The sequence below is a fragment of the Hanstruepera ponticola genome (genome assembly GCF_002940745.1).
In the GTDB taxonomy this organism is placed as follows: domain Bacteria; phylum Bacteroidota; class Bacteroidia; order Flavobacteriales; family Flavobacteriaceae; genus Hanstruepera; species Hanstruepera ponticola.
Map to the genome: position 1 here is coordinate 102928 of NZ_POTB01000003.1, position 24237 is coordinate 127164.

Consider the following 24237-nt stretch of genomic DNA (forward strand, 5'->3'; position numbering starts at 1 on the left):
TTAATTGCGCTAATACGTCATATACACAAATCCAGTTAATGGTTTGTAATTAGTATCGTTTAAATGTAGTACATAATAATAAGTACCTACTGGTAATAAATCACCTTGATTTGTCAGTCCTCTGTTGGCTCTACCATCCCATCGTAAATCGTTGTTTCCCTCAAATATGAGTGATCCCCAACGGTTGTAAATAAGTAATTGATGTCTCTCAAAAATATCATACAACCCTTGTATGTTAAACCAGTCGTTATAACCATCATTATTGGGTGTGAAGACTTCAGGTACATATGGCGGACAATTTTCAACAAGCAATTCAAACCGGTAAATTTCAAAACAAATTTCAGTTTCTACTCGTATGTAAATAAATTCTGGTAGTGTTGTATTCTGATAGTTATCTGGAATCAGTATTGCACTTGTACTGTTTTGAAGATCTTCTAAAGTGTTGTAATAACTAACATCATCAGGTGAGTTAAAAGTTATATCATTTTCTTTGGTTGTTAAATCAAAAACAGCGGTATTGAAACCGACATCACAACCTAAAAGAGGTTCTAAAGGTTGAATTTCAGGTAATGGTATGAGTTCAATAGGTGTGTTGGTGGTGTTGTTTAATTCGTTCAGTTCTATTACAATACCATTTCCAGAGCCATCGTCATCTACCATAATATTTAAAATAAAGTTTTCAGGAATTCCGTCAGGAATGACAACTATTATGCTATTGCTTTCATTTCCTCCTATGGGAATATCGTTAATGGTTTGGCTTGAAGCAATCAATTGTGTATCTGCGTAAAAGGCAATTGGTGTATTGGCTGGTAGTATTTCAGTTGAATTAACATTGTAAACTGTAAAATCAACTGTTACTTCTCTTGAAGCGCAAACCGTTTCAATATTGTCAATTTGTATCGTGGCATCTGGAAGTTGACTATTTAAAACCGTTATGACATTATTTAGAATGATAAGATCTGCAAAGATGATACCTCCAATTTCTTCACCAGTTGTTAATCTTATTTCAACTGAAGTATCACCAATATTAATATTATTTTCTATTTCGTAAACATCAAGATCACAATTATAAAATTCATCACTATTCGTGAATGTATTGGTGCCATTAAAAGCATTGTCAGCAAGATTTAGCGGTGGATTGGAGATTATATTATTGTTTATGGAAAGGGATTCACCAAAATTAAGAGCAGAGTCACCTTCCCAAGCTAAAAATCCGATTTTGGCTCCATTATTATCCAATACATTGATGTTTTCCAATGTAATAATCTTTTCTTGTACATTTCTGTTTATAATGTCTAATCCTTGAAACAGATTAATTTGATTTAAAGGCAGGTTGTCATCTTCATATATCACATAAATGCTCCAGCCACCAAAATTGGTTCGGTTGCCGCAATATCCAGGATTACTGGAAAGCGGTACAGAGATATCTAAATCTGAAAAGGTATATGTGCCATTTCCTGTTGACTGAATGTAGTGGGTTATGTCTGTATAGCAAGCAAAGTAGGTGAGTAGCCCATAATTTGGATCGTTATAGTCAACCGTATAAATGCCATCAGCTTCAATGTATTCTTCATTTAGTGTAACTTGTTCGTCACCACTGCCTGATCCAGCCCAGTATAAAAAAGCAGCTATTACATTGGTGTTAGAATCCAGAGTTAGTTCGGCTTCCGATTGAGGTAGTAATTCACAAAAATCGCGCTCAATATTGTTTTCAGATTCATTTAATGTATTACCAATGGCAGTATAATCATACCGACCATTAAATTGTTGAAATAATGAAATTTCTTGACAGTATAAATGTCCAGTAAAAAGACTGATTAATAGTAGTAAGATATTAAACCGTGACATACAGATTTTGTTACAGTTTAAATTTACGATATTTAAGTAATTATCGCTTTAAAGTAAAGTGATCTTTATAGATACTTCCATCTTGAAGCTGAACAGAAAACCAATATCCTCCTGTTGGCAATGGGTTACCATTGAAAGTGCCATCCCATCCCACACTAGTTGGTAATAGTTCCTTCATCAATTTGCCATAGCGGTTGAAAATATAAATTTTGGCATTGGGTTGAAACTGTGCTATTAATCCTTTTACTTGCCATACATCATTGGTGCCATCGCCATTTGGTGTAAACACTTTTGGGAAACCAATAATTGAGAATTGGTTTTCGGCAATACCACAATCATTTTTATCTCTTACGTAAACTGTGTGAACTCCTGGTTCTAAATTGGTGAATTGTGAGCTATCTTGATAAGGACCGTTAATATCATCAACAGCGAATTCATAATCGCCAATACCACTAACAAAAACAGTAATAGTATTTCCAAAGTTAACAACCACATTATTTATTGTTGCAATACTCGAAGAACTGACGGTTACTACACGTTCGGCATAACAACCATCTGGGTTTTGAGCAGATATAGTAGAAATAGGTGTAATTCTAACCGTATAGTTACCTTGGCTTTGAACCATAATTTCTGGAGTTGTCTCTTGAGATTCTAACCATAAAAAATTATAATCGGTTAAATTATCTTCTAATGGACCTACATCAATAGTAACAGAATCCCCAGGATTATTTTCACAGAAAAAAGCGGTGTCAAATTCTTCAACTATTGGTCTTAAAGCAGTAATTAGTTCTAATTCACTAATGCTGTAACAATCAACACTTAATATATTTTGTAATCTTACATACAGAGTTTGCAATCCACTTGTATTTTCAAAATTATTAACGCTTACTATAGTATTTTGTCTATCTTCAGCATCTTGAAGTGATTCATAAAATGTTACACCAATATTTGGATTGGAATTAATATCATCTGGAATAGCTGAAATTAAATTGAAAGTTGCAAAACCATTGCTGTCTTCACAGCCAAGTAAGGGGTCTAAATCTAATGGTTCGGGTTGTTCAGAAATAGTAATATTTCTATATATAAGTTGTGTTTGTCCTTCACTTTCAAGAGTTATAGTTATGAGAAACTCACCCGGGCTTGTATAAACATGAGTAGGGTTTAATTCTGTTGCAGTATTGTTTGATCCAGAAGCAGGATCCCCAAAATCCCATAAAATATTATCAATTGTAGTTTGGGTATTAATAGAGAACTCTGTGGAATCACCAAAACAGGTGTTATTAAATATGTTAGTTGCAAAAAAGTATGATTGTATAAAAGGAGGGAGCCCAAGGCGACTAGTTCTTGTTCCTAAATTTACACCAAAAAACTGATAGTTACAGTTAAGGCCAATTTCATTTGGATTTGAAATTACTCCTAAATAGTTTGCATTTTGAATTGCAATATAAATTTTACCATCTACTGCTTGTTGTAAAGCTCCAAGGTTAGTATTTTGTTCCTCTGCTATAATTATGTCAGAATTAATTATAGCATTTTCACTAGTTTGTGTTAAATCATATTGATGAATTTTTGAAACATCATTGTCTAAATCTATTTCTGAAATGTATAATAATTTGCTATCAGGGGAAAACTCACACCCATAGGCACCGATATTATCTGAAGTATAATTTGAGATTGTAATGGGGTTTGACAAAATTCCTGTAGTAGCATTAAAATCAAAAATTTGAGTTTCACTGTTATCATATGATTTTACAGAGACAATTTTAGAGCGGTCTGGGGATGCTTTTAAATAACCTATTGTATTGTTTCCATCACCACCATGAAAAGACCCAATGGAACTAATAATAGGACTTGTGTTTATGCCTGTGTCTGTGACTAAAAAAGCAACAAATTCATTGCTTTCCCATTTATGCCCAATAACCCAGATATCAGTACCATTGGAGCTTTCAACGGCCGTAATTTTTTCAGTTGAGGGATTTTCAAGCTCTATGTTTTTATTAGAAGTAACACCACCAAGACCATTATTTAAAAGCATATTGACTTCGGAGAAACGTAAGCCACCATTACCAGCTCTATCATCAACTGTAAAAATGTAATAAATATTATCGCTTCCTGGTTTTGGCACAATTAAAGCGGATTGAGTACTGGATTCGTCACCAAGCAAATCTGTTCCATTTTGCATAACCTGATGATTTTTATTCCAAACAGTAATACCATCAGAGTAGAATAGTAAATTTCCTTGACCATCAGAAATTGTTGAACAACCTTCTTCGGTAACAAGTTGTCCGTTTTCAAGCGGCGCAGGATAACCAAGTCCAAAACTTAATCCAGCATTTTGACCAAAATACCAATTTGAAGCTTGATTTTGGGAGAGGCCAAAAGAAGTGATGAATAGAAAAACTGAAAAATTTATATATTTAAAAATTGTTTCCACTATTTATTATCTTTTTAAAGAGAAATGGTTTTTAAAAGAACGCCCATCTTTTAATGTTATTTTAAACCAATAATCATTTACGGGTAATTTTTGACCATTAAAGTTGCCATCCCAACCAGAACTATATGGTGATAATTCTTTTAGTAATTTACCATGACGGTCAAATATTAATATTTTGGTATTTTCTTGAAGTATGTTTGAGATGCCTTTTATGTTCCAAGTATCATTGTTGCCATCTCCATTTGGTGTAAAAAATTTAGGGAATCCAATAACATAAACATCAGCAACAGTTATACCACAACCATTTTTAATATCACGAACGTGTACGGTATATATTCCCCCTAAAACATTATTAAATACGTTACTTGACTGAAAAGGTGTATAACTACCATACTCATTAAAAAGCGCATATTCATAATCTCCTTCTCCGCTTGTAACTACCGTTACTGTATTATTATTAGATGCATCTTCAACATTAATAGTGTTTATAGTTGCTATATTGGATGCTTCAACGGTTACAGTTCTCACTTGGCTACAGCCTGTTTGATTATTTATAACCTCAACCGTGTATAAACCCGGCTCATTTACTTGAATAGTAGCTGTGTTTTCACCTGAAGACCATAAAAAACTATAATTAGTCATGTCTAAAATGTAAGCATCTATAGTGATGGTGTCAGGAAAGGTGTTTAGACAGTAATATTTGAAATCTTCCAATTCAATATCAGGTAATTCATGTACAATCAATTCAATTTCGGCAATACCATAACAGTTGTCATTGTTTTCGACGCGCGCATAAACTACTTGCGTAAAAGGATTTGTATTAGTGTAATTAGTATTTAAAGGATCTATTTCTAAAGTAGCATTATTAAGGGTTTCGTAATATGTAATAGTAGTGGTTGATGGAGCTCCAACTAATATACCAGATTCAGCTTCAGTTAAATCAAAAATATGAATACCATCTTCGGTGCCATCATCATCACAAGTACTTATTTGAAAATCATTAACTGAAGTATTACTTATGCTTAAGGTAAGTTCTGAAATATTAAAACATTGTGTAATATTATCAATTACTTGTACGTATAAAGTTTGAGGGTCTGATGAATTTGTGAAATTTGTATGATTACTTATTTCATTTGTTCCATTGAGAGCATCTGAAAGACTAGTGAAAAATTTAGTCTCTAACTGCGTTTGACCTCCAGTTAACTCATTATTCGAATTGTTTAGATTGAATTGGGATATATTAGAATCACTACACTGAATTTGTTGAGCATTAAATGCTTCAGGGACAGATAAAACAATGAGGTCAAAAGAAGTTGTACTGAAACATTCTGTGTTTGAATTACTCTCAATTCTAACAAAAATAGTTTGTTGATTGTCTTCGGTGTTATAAAAAAAGGTTGGTAAATCATTAGAGCCAGAATTTGCATTGGCTAATGATGTGTGGTAAGAAATATAAAGTTGCGAAGCGTCTTGACCCATTAGAATTTCAGAAGTAACTGTGGACAGATCAAAAGTTACTTGACCATTGGTAGCATCTCCATCTTCAAAATTATCACAAACCCTATAATCATTTGGTTGCGTGAAATTTGGTCCTGAATTGACGGTTAATAGAAAAGGAATAATTTCAAAACAACCTGTTGTATCATCAGTGAGTCTAGCATATACTTCTTGTGGATTTGTGGTATTACTGTACAATCCAATTATTTCGTTTGTGTTAATATTAGCATCACTTTCACTTTCAAAATATGAAATAGTAACATTAGATTGTGAGCCAATAATTGTTGCTGTATTCATAGATAAATCAAATAAAGAAGAACCATCATCAAAAGGAATGTCGGTATCACATTTTTCTAAATTCAATGCTGTTGATGAACCAGATTCATTGATTGGTGGACTTGCAAATTCAGCACTTCCAATCCATTCTAAATTAAAAGCGCTATTACCAATTGGTCTATCAATTACGATATAATAAGTTTCTCCTGCTAATACATCAAGCCACCGTACAAAGCTATTACCATTAGCTCCTGGACCTTCTGAAGTATCTGTTTGACTCGCATTCATTCCTGTAAGGTTGTTTCCTTGATTAGCTGCTTGTGGATTTGTTGTTGAGCAGCGGATTGCTTGTCCAAGATTATTACAATCTTGATTAGGGCCAAAAACAAAAAAATCATAATCTTCGACTATATTGGTGCTTTCTGGGGTCAATATAAAACCCAATGTTCCATCCGTAACTAATGTTACCTTTAGCCAAAGACTATTATTTTCTTGACTACTACAATTATTTAACCCAAATAATTCTTGAGTTCCAATACCGTTTACATCTAGATTTATTTCTGAATCACCACAAACAGTTATAGCATTAATACAATCTGTTGGTTGTTGAGCATGTAAGTGAGTTACCGCAATTAAAAATGCCAGTAATAGCATATGTTGTTTTGGCTTCAAATAACTCAAAAGATTATCGTTTTAGAGTAAAATGACTTTTAAATACTCGGCCATCTTGAAGTTTGACAGAAAACCAATAATCACTTACTGGGAGTCGTGTACCATTAAAAGTACCATCCCAACCTTGTCCGGAAGGGCTCAATTCCTTCAGTAATTTGCCATAACGGTCAAAAATCAGAATTTTAGTTCCAGGCTGGAATTGGCCAGAAACACCTTTTACATTCCATGTATCGTTACTGCCATCACCATTGGGTGTAAAGAATTTTGGGAATCCAATGACTGAAACTAATTCCTCAACTATTCCACAATCGTTTTTTAAATCCCTAACTTTTACAGTATAAATTCCTGGAGGAATATTTGTAAATACATTTTCAGGTTGCCAATAAAGGAATAAGCCATTTTCATCAAATAAAGCATAATCATACTCACCTTCACCTGAAACAATTACGGTTATTGAATTATTGCTTGAGCCATCAACAACCTCAAAAGATTCAATGGTTGCTACATTTGAAGGTTCAATGGTGATATTTCTTGATTTTGAACATCCAAAAACATTCGTTGATGTTACAGTATATACACCTGTTTGATTGACTGCAATTTCATAAGTGTCTTGTCCAGAAGACCAGCTATAGCTATAGTTTGAAGGATTATCATTTAAAATACCAGCATCAATCATTATTGGAGTAGGAAACTCATTCAAACAATATAAAAGTGTTTCGTCTTCTTCCATTTCTGGAAGTGGATTGACTGTAAGTATAACCTCGCCAATACCATAACAAGCATTATCATTTTCAACTCTTGAGAAAATGGTTTGATTATAAGGTATGGTATTATTGTAAGGAGACAATAATTCATTTTGCTCTAATAACGCATCGTTATAGGTTTCATAATAGGTAACCGGAAACACCAAGCTGTTATCAGCTTGAATTGCAGCGGTAATTGCATCGAGATCAAAGGTATTAATACCGTCTTCAGAGTCTAATTCATCACAAACTTCAGGCGCTATATAATCACTGATTTGAGTTGTACTGACTTCTAGCCTTAATTCTGAAATGCTGTAACAATCTGAATCATTATCTATGACTTTGGCATAAATGACTTCTGGGTTTGATCCATTGTTATAACCTGAAGCGTTTAATATGCCGTTATTGTTTTCTGCATCATTTATGGAATTATAGAACTCAACATAAACAGCTGAAGAACTTCCTGTTAAATCATCAAAAGCTTCATTAAGATTAAATGTTGTAAACCCATCAACGTTACCGTCTTCATCACACTGAATTAATTCAGCATCAAAAGATTGTGGGATTGGATTCACTAAAATGTTAAATGAAGTAACATCAAAACAGTCTTCATTAAAATTGTTTTCAATCCTAACAAATATTTCTTCTTGAAACGCGATATTGTTGTAATAATTTAATGGTAAACTATTGTCTCCATTTTCTGCAAATGACTGTGAATTGTGGTAAGTGATTGTATAATTTGTTGGGTTTTGCGTACCTAATACATGCTGATTAAAACTTTGCAAGTCTATTAATATTTGTCCGTTTGCATCATCGCCATCATCGTCATTATCGCATAATTCTTGAGTGTCAATTGTATTTGCTGTAGGTGAACTAAAGACTTCAACATCAAAATCGGTTATTTGATAGCAGTTTATATTTCCATTATTATGAATTCGAGCAAATATTGTTGAGGGATTAGTAGTATTAGTATATAAACTGGTAATCTCATTTTCATTATTTTGAGCATCAGAAAAGGATTCAAAATAATGAACGCTGTACACTGTAGAATCTTGATTAAGTAGTATATCATCATTTTTTATTGATAAATCAAATGCCCAAGTACCATCATTATTATCGTCACAAACAGATAAATCTGATACTGGATTTGCAACAGGATAATCAAAGTATTCAACGATAGCTTCTCCTTCTAAAAATTCGCAATCACCATTGTTTAAATCTATGACCAATTCATATGTTCCTGGACCTGTAATATCTAAAGTGTTATCAGTTTCAGAAAGAGGGTTGCCGTCTAAAGACCACGAATAAGTTGCTCCGGGAATATTTTGGTATGTTAACGTGTAGCTGTCTCCAATGCAAAGAGGTAAAACTGTCGTTTCAAGACCATTATTGATAATATCAATTTTTTCAGTAAAGAAGGAGGCTATAAAAGGCGGTAAACCTTGTGTAGAATTATTGCTGCCTAGAGAAATTGCTTGGTGTTGATAATTACAGCCTAACCCTAATTGATTTGGATTATCAATGGTACTCAAAAATGGTAATCCAGTATCGTAAGTTGCTGCCATGGTTCTATAAATTTTACCATCTGGACCTAATTGTAAAGCACTTCTGAATAAATTTCTATCATCAATTACAGAAACAGAGGCGTTAATATTAGCACTCATTAAATCGTATTGCACTAAAACTGACCTATGTGAAGTTGGATTTCCAGAATTATTACCAAAATTATCATTTGAAGCCGTAGCATATAACACCTCACTGTTAGGAGAGAATTCAACGCCATAAGGTTGGTTACTAGTACTTGGAATGTTTAGTCTTTGATTATAGCTAAAAAGTCCAGTGCTAACATCAAAGTCAAAAAGATAAAGTCCATCATCAACATTGGCACAAGCCATTTTAGTACCATCAGGAGATAGCTTTAAATAACCTCGCTTGTCAGAAAAACCAAGCCTATCAAAATTTGATCTAACGGCAGTGGTATTCACACCTGTTTCTGAAACTAAAAAAGCATGAAAAGTATCTATAGAGAAACTCGTATTTCCACTAAAGTCTGATAAACCCACAACCCAAATGGATCCTGTTTCACAATCTTTTAAAACGGCTGCTATTTTTTCAGCACTTTGAGATAATAAATTTTCATTTTTGATTATTACTTCTCCTCGTCCCATTTCACGAGACATATCAACAACAGAATATTTCATTCCATTTGAAGTTTGATTGGAACCAACTGTAAAAATATAGAATATATTACTGTCATTTGGTTTGGGGATTACTATTGCTGACTGTGTACTGGATTCGTCACCTAATAGTCCCATGCCATTTCTCATTACATTATGCTCACTTGTAAACACAGTTCCACCGTCAGTGTAGAAAAGTAGATTGCCATCATTGTCAGAAATAGAAGAACACCCTTCAATTGTATTTAGCTGACCATCATTTAAGACACTAACATTATTGTTTGCATCAAACTGAATGCCAGCGTTTTCACCAAAATACCAGTTAGAAGCTTGTCGCTGACTGTAAGTGACCGTAAAACATAGAAAAAGTATGTAAAAAAGTAATTTTTTCATATTTAATAGCAATAGCTATCAAATATATCACAAATCTCGCTTTTTTAATAATCTAAACGATAAAAAGATAAATAATGCTGTCCAACCCAAAACGATTGCAATCTCATGCCAATGCACGGCATAATCATAGATTAAATCAGACTTGTCAGGAAATTTTGTTATCATGATTCTTTGAAAGGGCTGATCTATAAGTTTATACATGGCTTTGAGTGGGAAAAAGTTCTGTATTTTTTCAGCCATATTAGCATTAACTTGCCATGCAATCACGCCAAATGTTATCCATTCTAAAATATACAGAACGAACAAAAATGCCAAAGCAAAAGCTGATCGTCTTAATAACATTCCAAAAAATAAACAAAGACTAAAAAAACCAACCAATTTGACAAAATAAGCGAGCAGAAAATCGGTTTCTCTAAAAATGATACTCATTTCGGTGTAGCTCGAGTAGTAAAGACCAATAAGAAATGATGCGACAGCTATAAGTAAAGTTGCAAGCAACGAAAAGAATACAATCGTGTAAAATTTTGACAAAATAAATTCTTTTTTGCTCAAACCATCTATCAAGTTTTGTTTTATGGTCTTGTTGCTATACTCATTGCCAATCATACTAACTACTACAATTGCAAAGAAAAATTTAAAATAGGATGCAAAAAACGTAGTGATATGCCAGATAATTGGAAAGTTGAAAATTCCAAGTTCACCTAATTCAAGTGTGAAGAAACCAAAAAAATTAATCTTAATTGATGATAATATTAAAACAGTAAATGGTAAAATAAATGATATAAATATTAATACTTTACTGGTTCTATTTAAGAGTAGTTTTTGTAATTCTAAATTTAGAAGTCGTAACATGTTATGATTTTTTGATTGATTGGTTAGTTGTTGTCTGTTAATTGTAGAAATTGCTCTTCTAAACTTTCTTTTCGTTTTACGAGATGTGTTAAGGTAATACCATTTTCAAACATCAGTTTATTGACAGATTTGGCATCCATAGGTTCGTCTAGAAATGCTGTAATTAAATCATCTTCAATTTTAATTTTCCCAAACATTTTTTTAGCTTCTAAAAACTGAACCAATTCATCTGTATTTTCGGCTTTTAGTTCTAAATAACCATGACTTGAAATCATTTCATCCACGCGACCTGAATAAAGTTTTTCGCCTTTGCGTAATACCACGACATGTGAACATACTTTTTCAACTTCATCTAATAAGTGTGAAGCCAATAAAATAGTGGTTCCTTGACTGGCAATTTGTTTAATTAATGACCGTATTTGATGAATTCCTTGAGGGTCTAAACCGTTAGTTGGTTCGTCTAAAATCAAGATTTCAGGGTCATTCAATAGGGCGGAAGCTATAGCTAGTCGCTGTTTCATACCCAATGAATAGGTTTGAAATTTACTATCCTTTCTCTCAATAAGACCAACTAATTCTAATTTCTCATCAATTTTAGAATAATCAACACCTTTAATCTTACAAACTAACTTAAGATTTTGATATGCAGACATGTATGGGTAAAAATTAGGGCGTTCAATAATGGCGCCTACTTTTTTTAATGCATCGTGTGTGGTTGTATTGCCATCAAACCAATGAAAGTCACCACTGGTTTTGTTCACTACATTTAAAACGATTCCTAATGTTGTAGATTTCCCACTTCCGTTTGGTCCTAAAATACCATACACGTTTCCCTTGTTTATGGTGAATGTAAGGTCTTTGACTGCGGTTAGGTATCCAAACTTTTTAGTAAGATTGTTGATAGTTAGAATGGTATCCATTATATTTTTTTATAAACTGAACGTTCAGTATTGGTTGGTATTGTAAGTATGACGAGTAACTCATAAAATTGTTACAAGTTTTAAATAAAAAAGCATTCGGTTAGGAATGCTTTATTTTATAATACTGAAGGATTAATTCCAGTTTTCGTCAAAATCTAAATTGTCGTAATCATCAACATCCAAATCATCTTCAAACTCATTATAATCATCAAAACTTTCAGCTTCAAATGATTTTTCAGGAGCTTTGTCAGGTATTTGTCCATGAACAAACATTAAATTTGGGTAGTCTGTACCTTCTGATTCTTCAACAATTTCAGCCAGTTCTACATAAAAAGTCCACATGCTTAAAAAGTCATATACATAAATAAGCTTTGTTTGGGCTTCATGAACGGTATCCTTTAAAATGGTTTTACTCATGAGTTTTACAGGTGTTAATCCGTCGCTCATGTCAAATAGTGAAATTTCTTCGCCTTGGTTCCATTCATCGTCTGAAACATAAAACGATGCCATCTCATTGCCATCAAATCCAAATGACTGTGTGATGCTGTTGTGTAAATCCTCTAAAGTGTCTGTTTCGCGAATTTCTAAATCACGGAAAACATCATCTTCAGTATCATTATCCAATATTATTCTAAATCGGTATATCATAGATTAATTTCTGGTGCAAATGTAACTAATTTTAGTTATTTACTAAAGCGATGAAGGGTAAAGGTCATAGCAGTTAAAAGGAAAAAAGCACCTATTTGATGGGTAACACCTAACCAAACGGGAACCGCATAGATTAAGGTCAAAACGCCTAATAGAAATTGTAGACCAACTAATATGAATAATGCGTTAACACCTTTAAGTTGATACGACGTAAGCGACATTTTTTTTGCCTTAAACCAGATAATCAAAATAAAGGTAAATACTACATAGGCTAATGTACGGTGAATAAATTGAACACCACTTTTGCCTTCAAAGAAGTTTTTGATAACTGGATTTTGTTCAATATAAACGGTTTCATGAATCAGTTTGCCTTCATTCATAAATGGCCAAACGTTGTGAATAAAACCAGCATCCAGACCTGCAACAAATGCACCGTAAATAATTTGGATTAGTAAGACAAGCATTCCTAATCTTATGAGATTTCTAAACTTGATATTGACTTCTTTTTTATTAGGAAACATTAAATCTAGAGCAACCCAAAAAGTATAAGCAAATGTTATAAATGCAGTAGTTAAATGTGCTGCTAATCTATAATGACTAACATCAGGATTGTCAACCAATCCACTCTTTACCATGTACCATCCTAAAAAACCTTGAAAACTACCCAAAGCCATTAAAACAATCGATTTTTTAATTGTTGGTTTTGAAAGTTGTTTGGTAAATAAAAAGTACAGAAAAGGTATAAAGAAAACGATACCTATAAATCTACCGATAACACGATGTAGCCATTCCCAGAAATAAATGTCTTTAAAATCTTCTAATATAAAATGATTGTTGAGTTTTTGGTATTCAGGATATTGTTTGTACAAATCAAATGCCTCTTGCCATTCGACCTCATTCATAGGTGGAATGGTACCCGAAATGAGTTTGTAGTTTGATATGGACAATCCTGAATGTGTTAGCCTGGTAATGCCACCAACAACAACCATGATAAAGATGAGTAAGCATCCTGTTAGCAGCCAATAAATAACTTTTTTGTTATCCTTTTTCATATTATTTAAATTCTTTTTTAAAGCAAAGACTATTATCCATTCCTATATATTGACCATAGTTAGGAACAATATAATAGCCATTCTTTTTATAAAAAGTCACTGCTTCAATTTGTCGTTTACCTGTTTCTAAAATAGCAGTATCATAATCCAATTCTTTGCTCCACTTTTCTAGTTCAAATAAAATTTTTGCAGCAACACCAGATTTTCTGAATTCAGGTTTGGTATACATGCGTTTAATTTCAATTGAACGACTACCAAATACCTTGAAAGCACCACATCCAATTGGTTTCAAATCTTGGTAAGCAATGACCACATGTTTTAATACATTAATATTGTTAAACTGATTGTAAAAATCATGTTCGTCACCATCAGTAATTTTTAAGTAAGCATCCAGTTCTTTAACAAGAAGTTTAAAATCTGCATTTTCAGAATTTGTTCGGCTAACTATTACCATTTAATTAGTCACTTTTAAACCAAGTCTTTCACCTTCCTTTAGCATGAGGTTGTAAGCTGCTTGATACTCGTTAGGAATTTCTCCCTCCAGAATGGCTTCTTTTATAGATTCTTTAATAATACCTATTTCCCGAGAAGGTTTTAAATTGAAGGTTTTCATGATTTCTTCACCCGAAATTGGAGGTTGAAAATTTCTCACCCGATCACGCTCTTCAACTTCAACAATTTTTTCACGAACAATTTTAAAATTGTTATGATACTTTTCAAACTTCTTTGGATTCTTGGTTGTAATATCAGCTTCACATAGCGTCATCAAATCATCTACATAATCGCCAGCATCAAATATTAGGCGTCTAACAGCAGAATCTGTAACAATATCATTTGCTAAAACAATAGGTCTTGAACTCATATAAACCATCTTTTGTACAAACTTCATTTTGTCATTCAGAGGCATTTTAAGTCGTTTGAATAAACGATATACCATTTTTGAACCTTCAAATTCATGGGCATGAAAGGTCCAACCTACTTTTTTGTCAAATTTTTTAGTGGGTGCTTTACCAATATCATGCAGTAAAGCTGCCCAACGAAGCCAAAGATTGTCAGTATTCTCTGAAATATTATCAACTACCTCAAGTGTATGATAAAAATTATCTTTATGACGCTGACCTTCAATTTCATCAATTCCTTTTAAAGCGTTTAATTCAGGAAGAATATGTTTTAATAAACCCGTTTTTTCTAGTAATAAAAATCCTTTCGATGGTTTTTTTGATTCCAGAATTTTATTAAGTTCAACAACAATACGTTCGTTGGTAATGATTTTTATGCGTTCACTATTTCTTGAAATGGCATCAAGAGAATCAGTTTCAATTGTGAAATTTAATTGTGTAGCAAAGCGAATGGCACGCATCATGCGCAGTGGATCATCACTATAGGTTATATCAGGATTTAGAGGTGTACGTATTATTTTATTATTTAAATCTTGAACGCCATCAAAAGGATCCAATAAATGCCCAAAATCAGCCTTGTTGAGACTTAAGGCTAGTGCATTAATTGTGAAATCTCTCCTGTTTTGATCATCTTCAAGTGTACCATTTTCAACAATAGGATTTCTGCTATCTTCCCTGTAAGATTCTTTGCGAGCACCAACAAACTCAACTTCAATATCTTCATAACGCAGCATGGCTGTACCATAGGTTTTAAAAACTTGAACTTTAGGTGAATTAGGCAAATTTTTTGCAACGGCTTTGGCTAATTCAATGCCGCTACCAACTGCAACGATATCAATGTCTTTATGCTGATTTCGTTTTAGAATATAATCTCGTACATAGCCTCCAATAACATAGCTGTCAATCTGAAGTGTTTCAGTAGTTTCTGAAATGATTTTAAAAATGGGATGTTCTAACGCTTTTTTGTAATTCATTTAGCTCAAAACTAACTCGTATTAAGATTTTTCAGTAATTGGGAATTAGATATTTATTCTCTGATAACCTCTATTTTGCCATCCAAATTCAACTTAACAATAGTTGATGGTCTGGCATCTGTTTTTTCATCGTGCAAATTTACAACATAGTCCACACCTTTTAAAATGTCTGGATGTATTTCTTTGAAGGATTTTGGAGCAGGCATGCCACTGATGTTTGCAGATGTCGAGACTATGGGTTTTTTGAACTCCTTTATAAGTTCATGGGCAAATCCATCACTAACCAACCTAATGGCAATGGTATTATCATTAGCGATTAAGTTATTAGCTAATAAAATGGGGTTGTTGTAAATAATGGTTGTTGGTCTTTTGGCTTGAAAAAGCAACTCCAACACCGTTTCTGGAATATCATGAACGTAAGTTTTAAGTGTCTCTATATCAGAAACCAAACAAATAAGTGCTTTGCTTTCTTCACGCTGCTTTAGTTTATAAACTTTTGCTACAGCCTCTTTATTTGTCGCATCACAACCTATTCCCCAAATGGTGTCAGTAGGATATAAAAGCAACCCATGCTTTTTTAAAACGTTTAAAGAATGCTTTAGCTCTTGCGTCATATTGGCAAAAATAATAATTGGTAAGCAATAACAAACAGTTATATTTGTATTTATGTCAACTAAAATCTAATCTAAATTATATAAATGATTCATGTAACTAAAGCTTTTTTGCCAAAGCAAAAGGAATATCATAATATATTAAAATCCGCTTGGGACAAACACTGGATAACTAATAGAGGAGCATTGGTTTTAGAACTTGAAGATAAGATAAAAACGACTTATAAGATTTCAAATATTATAGCTACTACTAATGGAACACTTCCATTACAAATAGCCATAAAAGCTTTAGGACTTTCAGGAGAAATTATTACGACTCCATTTAGTTACATTGCAACAGCTTCAACGATTGCGTGGGAGAATTGCAAACCAGTTTTTGTTGATATTGATTCAGAATCATTCAATATTGATGTATCAAAAATTGAAGAAAAAATCACGAATAAGACAAGTGCTATTCTCGCAACACATGTTTTTGGAAATCCATGTGAAGTTGATAAAATTGAAGTAATAGCCAAAAAGCATAATTTGAAAGTTATTTATGATGCAGCTCATTGTTTTGGAGTTAATTACAAAGGAAAGAGTATTTTTAATTTTGGTGATGTGAGTACTTGTAGTTTTCATGCTACCAAAATTTTCCATACTGGTGAAGGCGGTGCTATGATGACAACTGATAAAGATTTATATGACAAGTTATACTATCATCATAATTTTGGACACAATGGACCCGAAGATTTTCATGGGATTGGGATTAATGCCAAAATGAGTGAACTACAAGCAGCTATGGGTTTAGCTGTTTTTCCTTACATGGATTCTATTTTCAGTAAAAGGAAACTTTTGTATGAATCCTATCTTTCAAACCTCAAAAGCAATAGTTTATTAAAATTTCAAAAAATTACAGAAAACACTGATTATAATTGTGCATATTTTCCTGTAGTTTTTGAATCTGAAGAACTGGTTTTAAAAGTAATTGAACAATTAAATAAAGAAGGAATATTTCCTAGACGCTATTTTTATCCATCTTTAAATACAGTAGGCTATTTAAAAGGCGAGCAAATGCCAATAGCCGAATCTATTTCTAAAAGAATATTATGTTTACCTTTGTTTTTTGATTTGACTATTTCAGAAGTTAATAGAATTTCGAGCATTATTTTAAAGACCATTTCATGAATTTAGAATCTATTTTGGAATTTTTAAACAGTAATGAAATCAATTATGAGTTGCATAATCCTAATTACCAATTGGATTATAAAGCAGCTAGCTTAAAAAAACTCATAAAAAACGGTTTGTACTTTGTTAATGATTCCGATAATGTTCCAGCAATTGAGGATAGCATTATCATTACTAACAAAAAGACAGATTCAAAGAATACACTCATTATAGTTGAGAATCCGCAGTTGGTGCATTATAGAATATGCTCTATGCTTGTAAAGTTGGAATCAGCTATTATTCATCCTACGGCTATTATTCATCCGGAAACAACAATAGGAGAGAATGTTAGTATAGGTCCCTATTGTGTTTTAGAAAAATGTGAGATAGGAAATAACGTTACTCTAAAAAGTCATGTTGTTATATATGAAAATACACAAATACAAGAGAGTGTTTTTATAGATAGTCATAGTTGCATTGGTGCTGCAGGATTAGCTTGGATTTGGGATGAAAAAGGAAAAAGGGTAAAACAACCACAAATAGGAAATGTACTAATTGAATCAAATTGCCATATTGCAACTGATGTTACTATTGTCCGGGGATCATTATCTGAAACAACTTTAATAGGAAATGGAACTGTAATTGCACACGGAACTAAAATAGGACATGGAGCTCAAGTTGGCGAGAATGTTCATATGGCAAATAATGTTAGTTTGGCTGGAAATGCTGTAGTTGGAGATAGAAGTTTTTTAGGAAGTGCTTCAATTATTTCCTCTAATATTTTTGTCCCAAATAATACCATTGTTGGTGCTGGCGCCATGGTGAACAAAAATTTTAGTGATGAGTTCACCACATTAGCTGGAATTCCAGCAAAAATTATTCAGTCAAAAAATTACTTAAATAAACCAAAGGGCGTACCAAGTCCACATAAAAAATAAGAATAAAAATGAGTACATCAGTTATTTCTAAAAAAGCCAAAATAGGGCAAAATGTTAAAATCGGAGCGTTCTGTGTGATTGAAGATGGCGTCCAAATTGGTGATAATACCGTTATTGAAAATTATGCCATGATACTTGAAAATTCAAAAATTGGATCAAATACCAAAATTGGAACCTATACCAAAGTTGGGAAAAATGCTGTAGTTGGAGATAATTGTAGTTTTACTTCTTATTGTGAAATAAGAGATAATTGCCAATTAGGAAACCGTGTTTCTATGGGTAGTAGGTGTACCTTATCTGCAAATACAATTGTTGAAGATGATGTAATAATGAAATATGGCTTTGTTGTAACTGACACGCCTAATTTAAACGAAAATGATAAGAAAAAAACAGGTGTTTTAAAGCGTAACAGTAAATTTGGAGCAAACGTGGTTATCATGCCAGCTGTAACTATTGGTGAAAATGTTGAGATTGGAGCCTGTTCCCAAGTAAGACATGATGTTCCGGCTGATGAAATTTGGTATGGTAGTCCGGCTAAATTCTACAGAAAAACTGATGATGGTAACTAGTAGTGAGGCGTTTTTAAGTAAATATCAAAAAAAGAAAGTTGAAGTTTACAAAAACCAAGTAGCTAAAAAACCACTTGTTTCAATTTGTGTACAAACCTACAATCATGAACCATATATTGGAGAATGTTTAGACAGTTTAATAAATCAGGTTGTTGATTTTGATTATGAAATATTACTGGGTGAAGATGCTTCGAATGATAATACAAGAAAAATCTGTATTGAATACGCGGACAAGTATCCTGAAAAAATTAGATTATTTTTTCATCACAGGGAAAATAATATAAAAGTTAATGGAGCTCCTACTGGGAAATTTAATTATTTCTACAACTTAATTTCTTCAAATGGGAAATATATAGCTTTTTGTGAAGGCGATGATTATTGGATTGACTCTAATAAACTGCAAAAGCAAGTAGATTTTATGGAATTAAAGGGTGATTGTAATATCACTTGGACCGACTATAAGATTTTTAATGGAAATAGCTTTGGAGATACAGACTTTAAATTTGACCAAAAAGAAATAAAGCTGGATTACCATAATATATTCAGACCTTACTGCACATATACATTAACGGCTTTATTTAGAAAAAGTGCATTGGATTTTGAAACACTTTTTTCCTTAAAAAGATTTAAAGATAATTCATTATATATCCTTTTGTTAAAAGACAGTTATGGAGTGTTTTTAAATTTTATAAGTGCTGTTTATCGCGTACATGAAGGTGGTGTTTATTCACTAAAGTCTAACCTGTTTAAGAATTATTCTTCATATAAAAATCTAAAAGAAGTAACAGATTTAGTACCCGAATCAAAAACACAAAATATCAAAAAAGTATTGAGGTCCTTGGGTAATGCCGCTGCATTTGAAATTTTGAAATTAAAATATGCAGGAGAAGACTTAAGCAAAGAACATCTTGATTTTATGTCCGATTATTTTAAGAATGCTGACATGAAAAATAAATTCAAATATTATAGGCGTCTTATTAAATTAAGATTTTTAAAATAGGCTTTTTATCAGCAGTGTGACTTTATCCAGACTAGACATGAAATTAAAGTAGCGCGATTCGTTTTTTACAAACCTATATAAAGACATATCTTTTTGTTTGGTATTTCTAATGCTTCTTACAATTGTTCTTGTAATGTGCTGTTTGAAAATTTCGGGATTATAGTATTGTTTAGTGTTATTTAATTCAAGTAGTTCATGTGAGGCTTTAATAGTTTTAATCAAAGAATCGGCTGACTGTTTTCTTTTTAAGCTAACAGCATTTAAATAATAATCAATATCTGGATTGTTTGATGAAATATCTAAATGTTCTAACTGTTTAATTTTTATTAAACGCTCTGATTTCCTTAAGTTCTCTACTTTTGTTTGACTAATATTACTATCGTGCCAACGATATAATAATAACGATTCTGGTAGATTATGAAATTTGGTTCTCGCTAGTAATTGGCTCCAAAGACCATAGTCTTCGGCAGGTACGTATTGGTGCTCAAACCTTAAATCACCAAGTGCTGATTTTCTAAACATCACTGTTGGATTTCCAATACCACAACTATGTAAGAACTGAACTTTTAGCTCATCATGAGTCACTGCGTGTTTAACCGTTTTATTTTTCTTTTCACCAAAAAAAGTAAACCAAGTACCACAAACACCTTTATCTGGATTTTTATTTAAAAAATCAAATTGTTTTTCAAAACGAGATGGTTGTGCAATATCATCAGCATCTAATAAGGCAATAAACTCGGTTTTAGATTTTTCTATGCCCTCATTTCTTAAGTTTGCAGGACCTTCATTTTTAGTTTTGGTAATTACAGCAACACGCTCATCCTGTCTTTCATAGCTTTCTAAAATAGCTGCTGTGTTATCAGTGGAATTGTCGTTTAGTACCAACAGTTTAAAGTCGCTAAAAGTTTGATTTAATACGCTGTCAATGGATTCTTTTATAAACCTTTCACCATTATATACAGGCATTATTACGGTAAGAACTGGCATTTTGCTAGAATTTATAAGACAAAAGTAGTTATTTCTATGTCTTAAACTATATTTGTAAAAAATATTACATGAAAAAAATTCACGTCGGTTTTCTACTTTCTTATGATTACGAAAAACTAAAAAAATCTATACCACCTGTATACCAAGATGCAGATGCCATTTTTGTTGCTATGGATCATAAAAATAGAACATGGTCTGGTGAAGTTTTTGATGTTGATCCAAATTTTTTTCAATGGCTTAAGGAATTTGATGTTGATAATAAAATTGAATTATACAAGGATGATTTCTATGATTCTACTTTAATAGCTATAGAAAATGATAATAGGGAGCGTCATATGCTTTCTCTAAAAATGGGTATTGGGAATTGGTTAGTTCAAGTTGATAGTGATGAATACTTTGTAGATTTTGGTAAGTATGTAAAAGACTTAAGACGTTATGACAGTTATTTGGATAACCCTGAAGAAAAGAATATTCAAATAGCAGCTTATTTGATTAACTTATATAAATATACCGATAAAGGTGTTTTATACGTAAAGGAGCCCACAAGAGGCATCATGGCAACCAATTATCCGAATTATAAAGTGGCTCGTAACACTAGAAAAAGAATAGTATATACTCAAAATATTTTACTTCATGAAAGTATCGCAAGAGATGAAGAGGAATTAGAACTAAAATTGGATAATTGGGGACATAATATTGAAGTACATGATAAAAATGCCTTTCTCGAGAAATGGCGTACTACTAATAAATCAAATTATAAAAGCAGAGAAGACTTTTTTTATATTGAACCAGAAAAGTGGAAGTCTCTTGAGTTTTGTGAAGGCGAAACAATAGATGAAATTAGAAAAAACATTAACCTTGAGTCTGTAATGCCTTCAAAAATGTATATTGCCAAGAAGAATTTCGGACAATATTTTAAGCACTTATTTAAGTAAGGTCTTATAAACATCCAAGTAGGCATTGGCTGTTTTTTCCCAAGAGTATGAATGAGCATGAGCCATTAAACTTTCTTTGAAATTTTCTGATTGAGAACTATATAGGTCCATGCCATTTCTAAATATTTTTGCCATATAACTAGAGTCAAAATTATCCCAGTAAAAAGCTTGTTCACCGCCTACTTCAGGTAATGAACTTTTATTGGAGAGAAAAACCGGCTTGCCATAATTCATTGCTTCAATTGGTGGGATTCCAAATCCTTCACGTAGCGAAGGAAAGCAAAATGCATAACAGTTTTCAAGATAATAAGCTTTATCAAATTCACTTATTTTACCAGTCAGAAATACGCGTCTATCAAGTTTTAGTCTTGCAATTTCATTCCTAATAAAATTAGCATAATCTGTTGTGTTTTTACCAGAGATTATAAGTTTTAATTCTGGTAAATGAACCATCATTTCAACAAGTGTATGAAAGTTCTTTTTTTCTAGCACTTCACCAATGGTAAATAAGAAGAGGTCTTCTGGGTCAAATTGAGGTTTGTAATCTTCGGGAACTGTTATTTTTTCAGGGCTTCCATTATAAATTACATATTCATCAACCTCTGGAATAGAAAAGTATTTGTGCGTCATTTCTTTAGCATAATTAGAAATGTAGGTGATAGCATGGCATCTTTTTAGTTTTTTGTTGAAAAGCTTTTGCCTTTTTTTTAATTTCTTACCTTCAAGTTCTTCCATAAAATTTACATCATGAACTGTCAATAGATAAGGAATTTTATAAAACGGCTCAACTTTGGTATTTTGATTAAGTGAATGCCATAGATCAAATTTTTTTCTGATTCTGAAAGGTTGCTTACGCAGTAAGGAATGGTATTTTATATAATTGAAATTATTTCCGAATACTGCTTTTTGTTCATCTGGTTGTTTGGTAATGAGTGTTAAATCTAATTCCATGGCTTCCAAAATGTCACTTTGTGACGCCAAAGCCTTAATTAAATTATAATTAAACTGACCAAACCCAAAGTAAAGGTTGTCAATATTATGTGATTCTAAACAAATGCTGTGCATTAAAAACTTTTTTGCAAATTAGATAAAATAGCTAATAACGGCTAATTATATTGACAATTAAAACGAAATTATATTGTAATATTGCATCATGAATTACGCAATAAACAAAGCTTTTAAAGAGGATGAGCAGCAATTGACTTCATTCATAAAAAACTTCGATAATTCTGGTAAAAACTTTGGAAATCAGGACCGCAATTCATTAAAATTATTTGATTTAAACGGTCAGACTATTAATATCAAATCGTTTAAAATTCCTAATGCTATCAACCAATTAGCGTATAAGTTTTTTAGGAAAAGTAAGGCGCAAAGATCCTTTGAATACGCAAACAAGCTTAATAATTTAAATGTTGGAACGCCTCAACCTATTGCTTATTATGAATTCAAGACGCCTGTTCTTTTTAAAAAAAGTTATTATATCAGTGAGCACTTGACATATGACTTAACTTATAGAGAATTAACTACAGATCTAAATTATCCCAATCATGAAGACATATTGCGTGCTTTTACTAGATTCACGTTTGAGTTACATGAAAAAGGGATAAATTTTTTGGATCATTCGCCTGGCAATACATTAATTCAGATAGATAATGGTGTTTATAAATTCTATTTAGTTGATTTGAACAGAATGCGTTTTGAACCGATGGATTTACAAGCTCGAATAAAAAACTTATCACGTTTAACCATCCAAGATAGTTTGGTAAAAGTAATGAGTGATGAGTATGCAAAACTTTATGGTGTTTCTTATGGGGAATTTTATTCCAAACTATGGCAGTATATTAATGCTTTCCAAGACAAAATAAAACGAAAGAAAGCTTTAAAAAAGAAATTACTTTTTAGATAGGGTGAGTTTATTTAAACGTGCCAGTTCATCATAACGCTTTTTGACTTCATAAGCGTTTAATTTTGATATTTGATAACCAATCTTGCCATCCAAAACACCTAGTCGCATGATGTAATGGTTAAAAAAGCGGTATGCTATCTTTACATACTTCACCAAAAGATTAACTTTTTTACCATTTTCATGAAGTTGCGCTGCTTTCAGTTTAGCATACTGTGTCATCTTATCTTTGTAGTGTTCGTAATCTCTAAAACTATAGTGCAAAATTTTGTTATTAAGTACGCTAGTATTACCATCAACTATTAATCGTTCATGAACAGGTCTATTCTCATCATATTTACAAACCGATTTCTTAAACAACCGAAATGATTTGGCACTTTGGAATCCGCTAAACCGGATGGGTTTATCACCAAAGTAATATTGAAAAAATCCATAATAAGCCACAATGTTTTGACTAGTATTGGCCATTTTATGAATTATTTCTGCTCGTAAACTTTCAGTTAATCGTTCATCAGCATCTAAAAACAAAACCCATTCATGGCTAGCTTTACTCAAAGCAAAATTCTTTTGATTTGAGAAATTTTTAAATCTATGTTGATAGACAGTTACATGCTCATAATCTTGTAATTTCTCAAAAGTACCATCATTGCTAAAACTATCAACTACAATTATTTCATCTGTAAAATCCAAATTATTAACTAGTGCATCAATATGTATTGCTTCGTTGTAAGTAATTATTAAAGCAGAAATTTTTGACATATTA

General features: G+C 32.3%; 20 protein-coding genes. 6 read left to right on the forward strand and 14 right to left on the reverse strand.

Going from position 1 to position 24237, the window contains the following annotated elements:
• Window positions 1-9: 9 nt before the first annotated feature.
• The 11 genes from C1S72_RS13470 to C1S72_RS13520 form a co-directional block, all read right to left on the reverse strand.
• The gene (locus C1S72_RS13470) at window positions 10-1848 is read right to left on the reverse strand and encodes a gliding motility-associated C-terminal domain-containing protein (RefSeq protein WP_104736254.1); all 1839 of its coding nucleotides are present in this window, start codon (window positions 1846-1848) and stop codon (window positions 10-12) included.
• A gap of 40 nt (window positions 1849-1888) precedes the next feature.
• Window positions 1889-4282 (reverse strand): T9SS type B sorting domain-containing protein, encoded by a 2394-nt coding sequence (locus C1S72_RS13475; RefSeq protein WP_104736255.1) that lies wholly within the window; start codon window positions 4280-4282, stop codon window positions 1889-1891.
• A 6-nt stretch (window positions 4283-4288) separates the two neighbouring features.
• On the reverse strand, window positions 4289-6736 hold the full coding sequence (locus tag C1S72_RS13480; RefSeq protein WP_230401663.1) for a T9SS type B sorting domain-containing protein: 2448 nt from the start codon (window positions 6734-6736) through the stop codon (window positions 4289-4291).
• Between the two features lie 4 nt (window positions 6737-6740).
• Entirely contained in the window at window positions 6741-10040 is a 3300-nt protein-coding gene (locus C1S72_RS13485) for a T9SS type B sorting domain-containing protein (protein ID WP_104736257.1), read from the reverse strand.
• Window positions 10041-10067: 27 nt separating this feature from the next.
• The gene (locus C1S72_RS13490; protein WP_104736258.1) at window positions 10068-10892 is read right to left on the reverse strand and encodes an ABC transporter permease; all 825 of its coding nucleotides are present in this window, start codon (window positions 10890-10892) and stop codon (window positions 10068-10070) included.
• A 23-nt stretch (window positions 10893-10915) separates the two neighbouring features.
• The gene (locus C1S72_RS13495) at window positions 10916-11812 is read right to left on the reverse strand and encodes an ABC transporter ATP-binding protein (RefSeq protein ID WP_104736259.1); all 897 of its coding nucleotides are present in this window, start codon (window positions 11810-11812) and stop codon (window positions 10916-10918) included.
• A 132-nt stretch (window positions 11813-11944) separates the two neighbouring features.
• Entirely contained in the window at window positions 11945-12460 is a 516-nt protein-coding gene (locus C1S72_RS13500) for an IS1096 element passenger TnpR family protein (protein WP_104736260.1), read from the reverse strand.
• A 35-nt stretch (window positions 12461-12495) separates the two neighbouring features.
• Window positions 12496-13512 (reverse strand): COX15/CtaA family protein, encoded by a 1017-nt coding sequence (locus C1S72_RS13505; RefSeq protein ID WP_104736261.1) that lies wholly within the window; start codon window positions 13510-13512, stop codon window positions 12496-12498.
• A 1-nt stretch (window position 13513) separates the two neighbouring features.
• Window positions 13514-13966 carry a GNAT family N-acetyltransferase gene (locus C1S72_RS13510; protein WP_104736262.1) on the reverse strand — a complete coding sequence of 151 codons (453 nt, stop codon included), beginning with the start codon at window positions 13964-13966 and terminating at the stop codon, window positions 13514-13516.
• Window positions 13967-15385, reverse strand: coding sequence for a CCA tRNA nucleotidyltransferase (locus C1S72_RS13515; RefSeq protein WP_104736263.1), 1419 nt, complete (start codon window positions 15383-15385; stop codon window positions 13967-13969). It abuts the gene before it with no gap.
• 53 nt (window positions 15386-15438) lie between these two features.
• Window positions 15439-15999 (reverse strand): L-threonylcarbamoyladenylate synthase, encoded by a 561-nt coding sequence (locus C1S72_RS13520; protein ID WP_104736264.1) that lies wholly within the window; start codon window positions 15997-15999, stop codon window positions 15439-15441.
• A gap of 84 nt (window positions 16000-16083) precedes the next feature.
• On the opposite strand from C1S72_RS13520, the gene C1S72_RS13525 reads away from it, so the two are divergent.
• From C1S72_RS13525 to C1S72_RS13540, 4 genes are read left to right on the forward strand one after another with little or no spacing between them, the layout of a single operon-like run.
• Window positions 16084-17163 (forward strand): DegT/DnrJ/EryC1/StrS family aminotransferase, encoded by a 1080-nt coding sequence (locus C1S72_RS13525; protein ID WP_104736265.1) that lies wholly within the window; start codon window positions 16084-16086, stop codon window positions 17161-17163.
• A complete protein-coding gene (locus tag C1S72_RS13530; protein WP_104736266.1) occupies window positions 17160-18080 on the forward strand; it encodes a hypothetical protein in 921 nt (306 codons plus the stop codon). Before C1S72_RS13525 ends, C1S72_RS13530 begins: the two co-directional genes overlap by 4 nt.
• Before the next feature lie 8 nt (window positions 18081-18088).
• Complete coding sequence (locus C1S72_RS13535; protein WP_104736267.1) at window positions 18089-18649, forward strand: DapH/DapD/GlmU-related protein; 561 nt, start codon at window positions 18089-18091, stop codon at window positions 18647-18649.
• Entirely contained in the window at window positions 18603-19649 is a 1047-nt protein-coding gene (locus tag C1S72_RS13540; RefSeq protein WP_162919990.1) for a glycosyltransferase family 2 protein, read from the forward strand. The genes C1S72_RS13535 and C1S72_RS13540 overlap by 47 nt, the downstream gene beginning before the upstream one ends.
• Here the strand turns inward: C1S72_RS13540 and C1S72_RS13545 are convergent.
• Entirely contained in the window at window positions 19641-20636 is a 996-nt protein-coding gene (locus C1S72_RS13545; RefSeq protein ID WP_104736269.1) for a glycosyltransferase, read from the reverse strand. The genes C1S72_RS13540 and C1S72_RS13545 overlap by 9 nt on opposite strands.
• Window positions 20637-20704: 68 nt before the next feature.
• On the opposite strand from C1S72_RS13545, the gene C1S72_RS13550 reads away from it, so the two are divergent.
• Entirely contained in the window at window positions 20705-21571 is an 867-nt protein-coding gene (locus tag C1S72_RS13550; RefSeq protein WP_104736270.1) for a hypothetical protein, read from the forward strand.
• Here C1S72_RS13550 and C1S72_RS13555 read toward each other — a convergent pair.
• Window positions 21560-22636 carry a glycosyltransferase family 4 protein gene (locus C1S72_RS13555; protein ID WP_104736271.1) on the reverse strand — a complete coding sequence of 359 codons (1077 nt, stop codon included), beginning with the start codon at window positions 22634-22636 and terminating at the stop codon, window positions 21560-21562. The two genes, C1S72_RS13550 and C1S72_RS13555, sit on opposite strands and share 12 nt — an antisense overlap.
• A gap of 88 nt (window positions 22637-22724) precedes the next feature.
• Between C1S72_RS13555 and C1S72_RS13560 the strand changes: the two genes are divergently transcribed.
• The gene (locus C1S72_RS13560) at window positions 22725-23477 is read left to right on the forward strand and encodes a lipopolysaccharide kinase InaA family protein (RefSeq protein WP_104736272.1); all 753 of its coding nucleotides are present in this window, start codon (window positions 22725-22727) and stop codon (window positions 23475-23477) included.
• On the opposite strand, the gene C1S72_RS13565 is transcribed toward C1S72_RS13560, so the two are convergent.
• The gene (locus tag C1S72_RS13565; RefSeq protein WP_104736273.1) at window positions 23463-24233 is read right to left on the reverse strand and encodes a glycosyltransferase family 2 protein; all 771 of its coding nucleotides are present in this window, start codon (window positions 24231-24233) and stop codon (window positions 23463-23465) included. The genes C1S72_RS13560 and C1S72_RS13565 overlap by 15 nt on opposite strands.
• Between the last annotated feature and the right edge of the window lie 4 nt (window positions 24234-24237).

What these genes read in the sequence shown, in the direction of transcription:
- C1S72_RS13470 (WP_104736254.1), bottom strand. Translation starts at nt 1,848, where the DNA reads ATGTCACGGTTTAATATCTTACTACTATTAATCAGTCTTTTTACTGGA.
- C1S72_RS13485 (WP_104736257.1), bottom strand. Translation starts at nt 10,040, where the DNA reads ATGAAAAAATTACTTTTTTACATACTTTTTCTATGTTTTACGGTCACT.
- C1S72_RS13490 (WP_104736258.1), bottom strand. Translation starts at nt 10,892, where the DNA reads ATGTTACGACTTCTAAATTTAGAATTACAAAAACTACTCTTAAATAGA.
- C1S72_RS13495 (WP_104736259.1), bottom strand. Translation starts at nt 11,812, where the DNA reads ATGGATACCATTCTAACTATCAACAATCTTACTAAAAAGTTTGGATAC.
- C1S72_RS13500 (WP_104736260.1), bottom strand. Translation starts at nt 12,460, where the DNA reads ATGATATACCGATTTAGAATAATATTGGATAATGATACTGAAGATGAT.
- C1S72_RS13505 (WP_104736261.1), bottom strand. Translation starts at nt 13,512, where the DNA reads ATGAAAAAGGATAACAAAAAAGTTATTTATTGGCTGCTAACAGGATGC.
- C1S72_RS13510 (WP_104736262.1), bottom strand. Translation starts at nt 13,966, where the DNA reads ATGGTAATAGTTAGCCGAACAAATTCTGAAAATGCAGATTTTAAACTT.
- C1S72_RS13515 (WP_104736263.1), bottom strand. Translation starts at nt 15,385, where the DNA reads ATGAATTACAAAAAAGCGTTAGAACATCCCATTTTTAAAATCATTTCA.
- C1S72_RS13520 (WP_104736264.1), bottom strand. Translation starts at nt 15,999, where the DNA reads ATGACGCAAGAGCTAAAGCATTCTTTAAACGTTTTAAAAAAGCATGGG.
- C1S72_RS13525 (WP_104736265.1), top strand. Translation starts at nt 16,084, where the DNA reads ATGATTCATGTAACTAAAGCTTTTTTGCCAAAGCAAAAGGAATATCAT.
- C1S72_RS13530 (WP_104736266.1), top strand. Translation starts at nt 17,160, where the DNA reads ATGAATTTAGAATCTATTTTGGAATTTTTAAACAGTAATGAAATCAAT.
- C1S72_RS13535 (WP_104736267.1), top strand. Translation starts at nt 18,089, where the DNA reads ATGAGTACATCAGTTATTTCTAAAAAAGCCAAAATAGGGCAAAATGTT.
- C1S72_RS13540 (WP_162919990.1), top strand. Translation starts at nt 18,603, where the DNA reads ATGGTAGTCCGGCTAAATTCTACAGAAAAACTGATGATGGTAACTAGT.
- C1S72_RS13545 (WP_104736269.1), bottom strand. Translation starts at nt 20,636, where the DNA reads ATGCCAGTTCTTACCGTAATAATGCCTGTATATAATGGTGAAAGGTTT.
- C1S72_RS13550 (WP_104736270.1), top strand. Translation starts at nt 20,705, where the DNA reads ATGAAAAAAATTCACGTCGGTTTTCTACTTTCTTATGATTACGAAAAA.
- C1S72_RS13555 (WP_104736271.1), bottom strand. Translation starts at nt 22,636, where the DNA reads ATGCACAGCATTTGTTTAGAATCACATAATATTGACAACCTTTACTTT.
- C1S72_RS13560 (WP_104736272.1), top strand. Translation starts at nt 22,725, where the DNA reads ATGAATTACGCAATAAACAAAGCTTTTAAAGAGGATGAGCAGCAATTG.
- C1S72_RS13565 (WP_104736273.1), bottom strand. Translation starts at nt 24,233, where the DNA reads ATGTCAAAAATTTCTGCTTTAATAATTACTTACAACGAAGCAATACAT.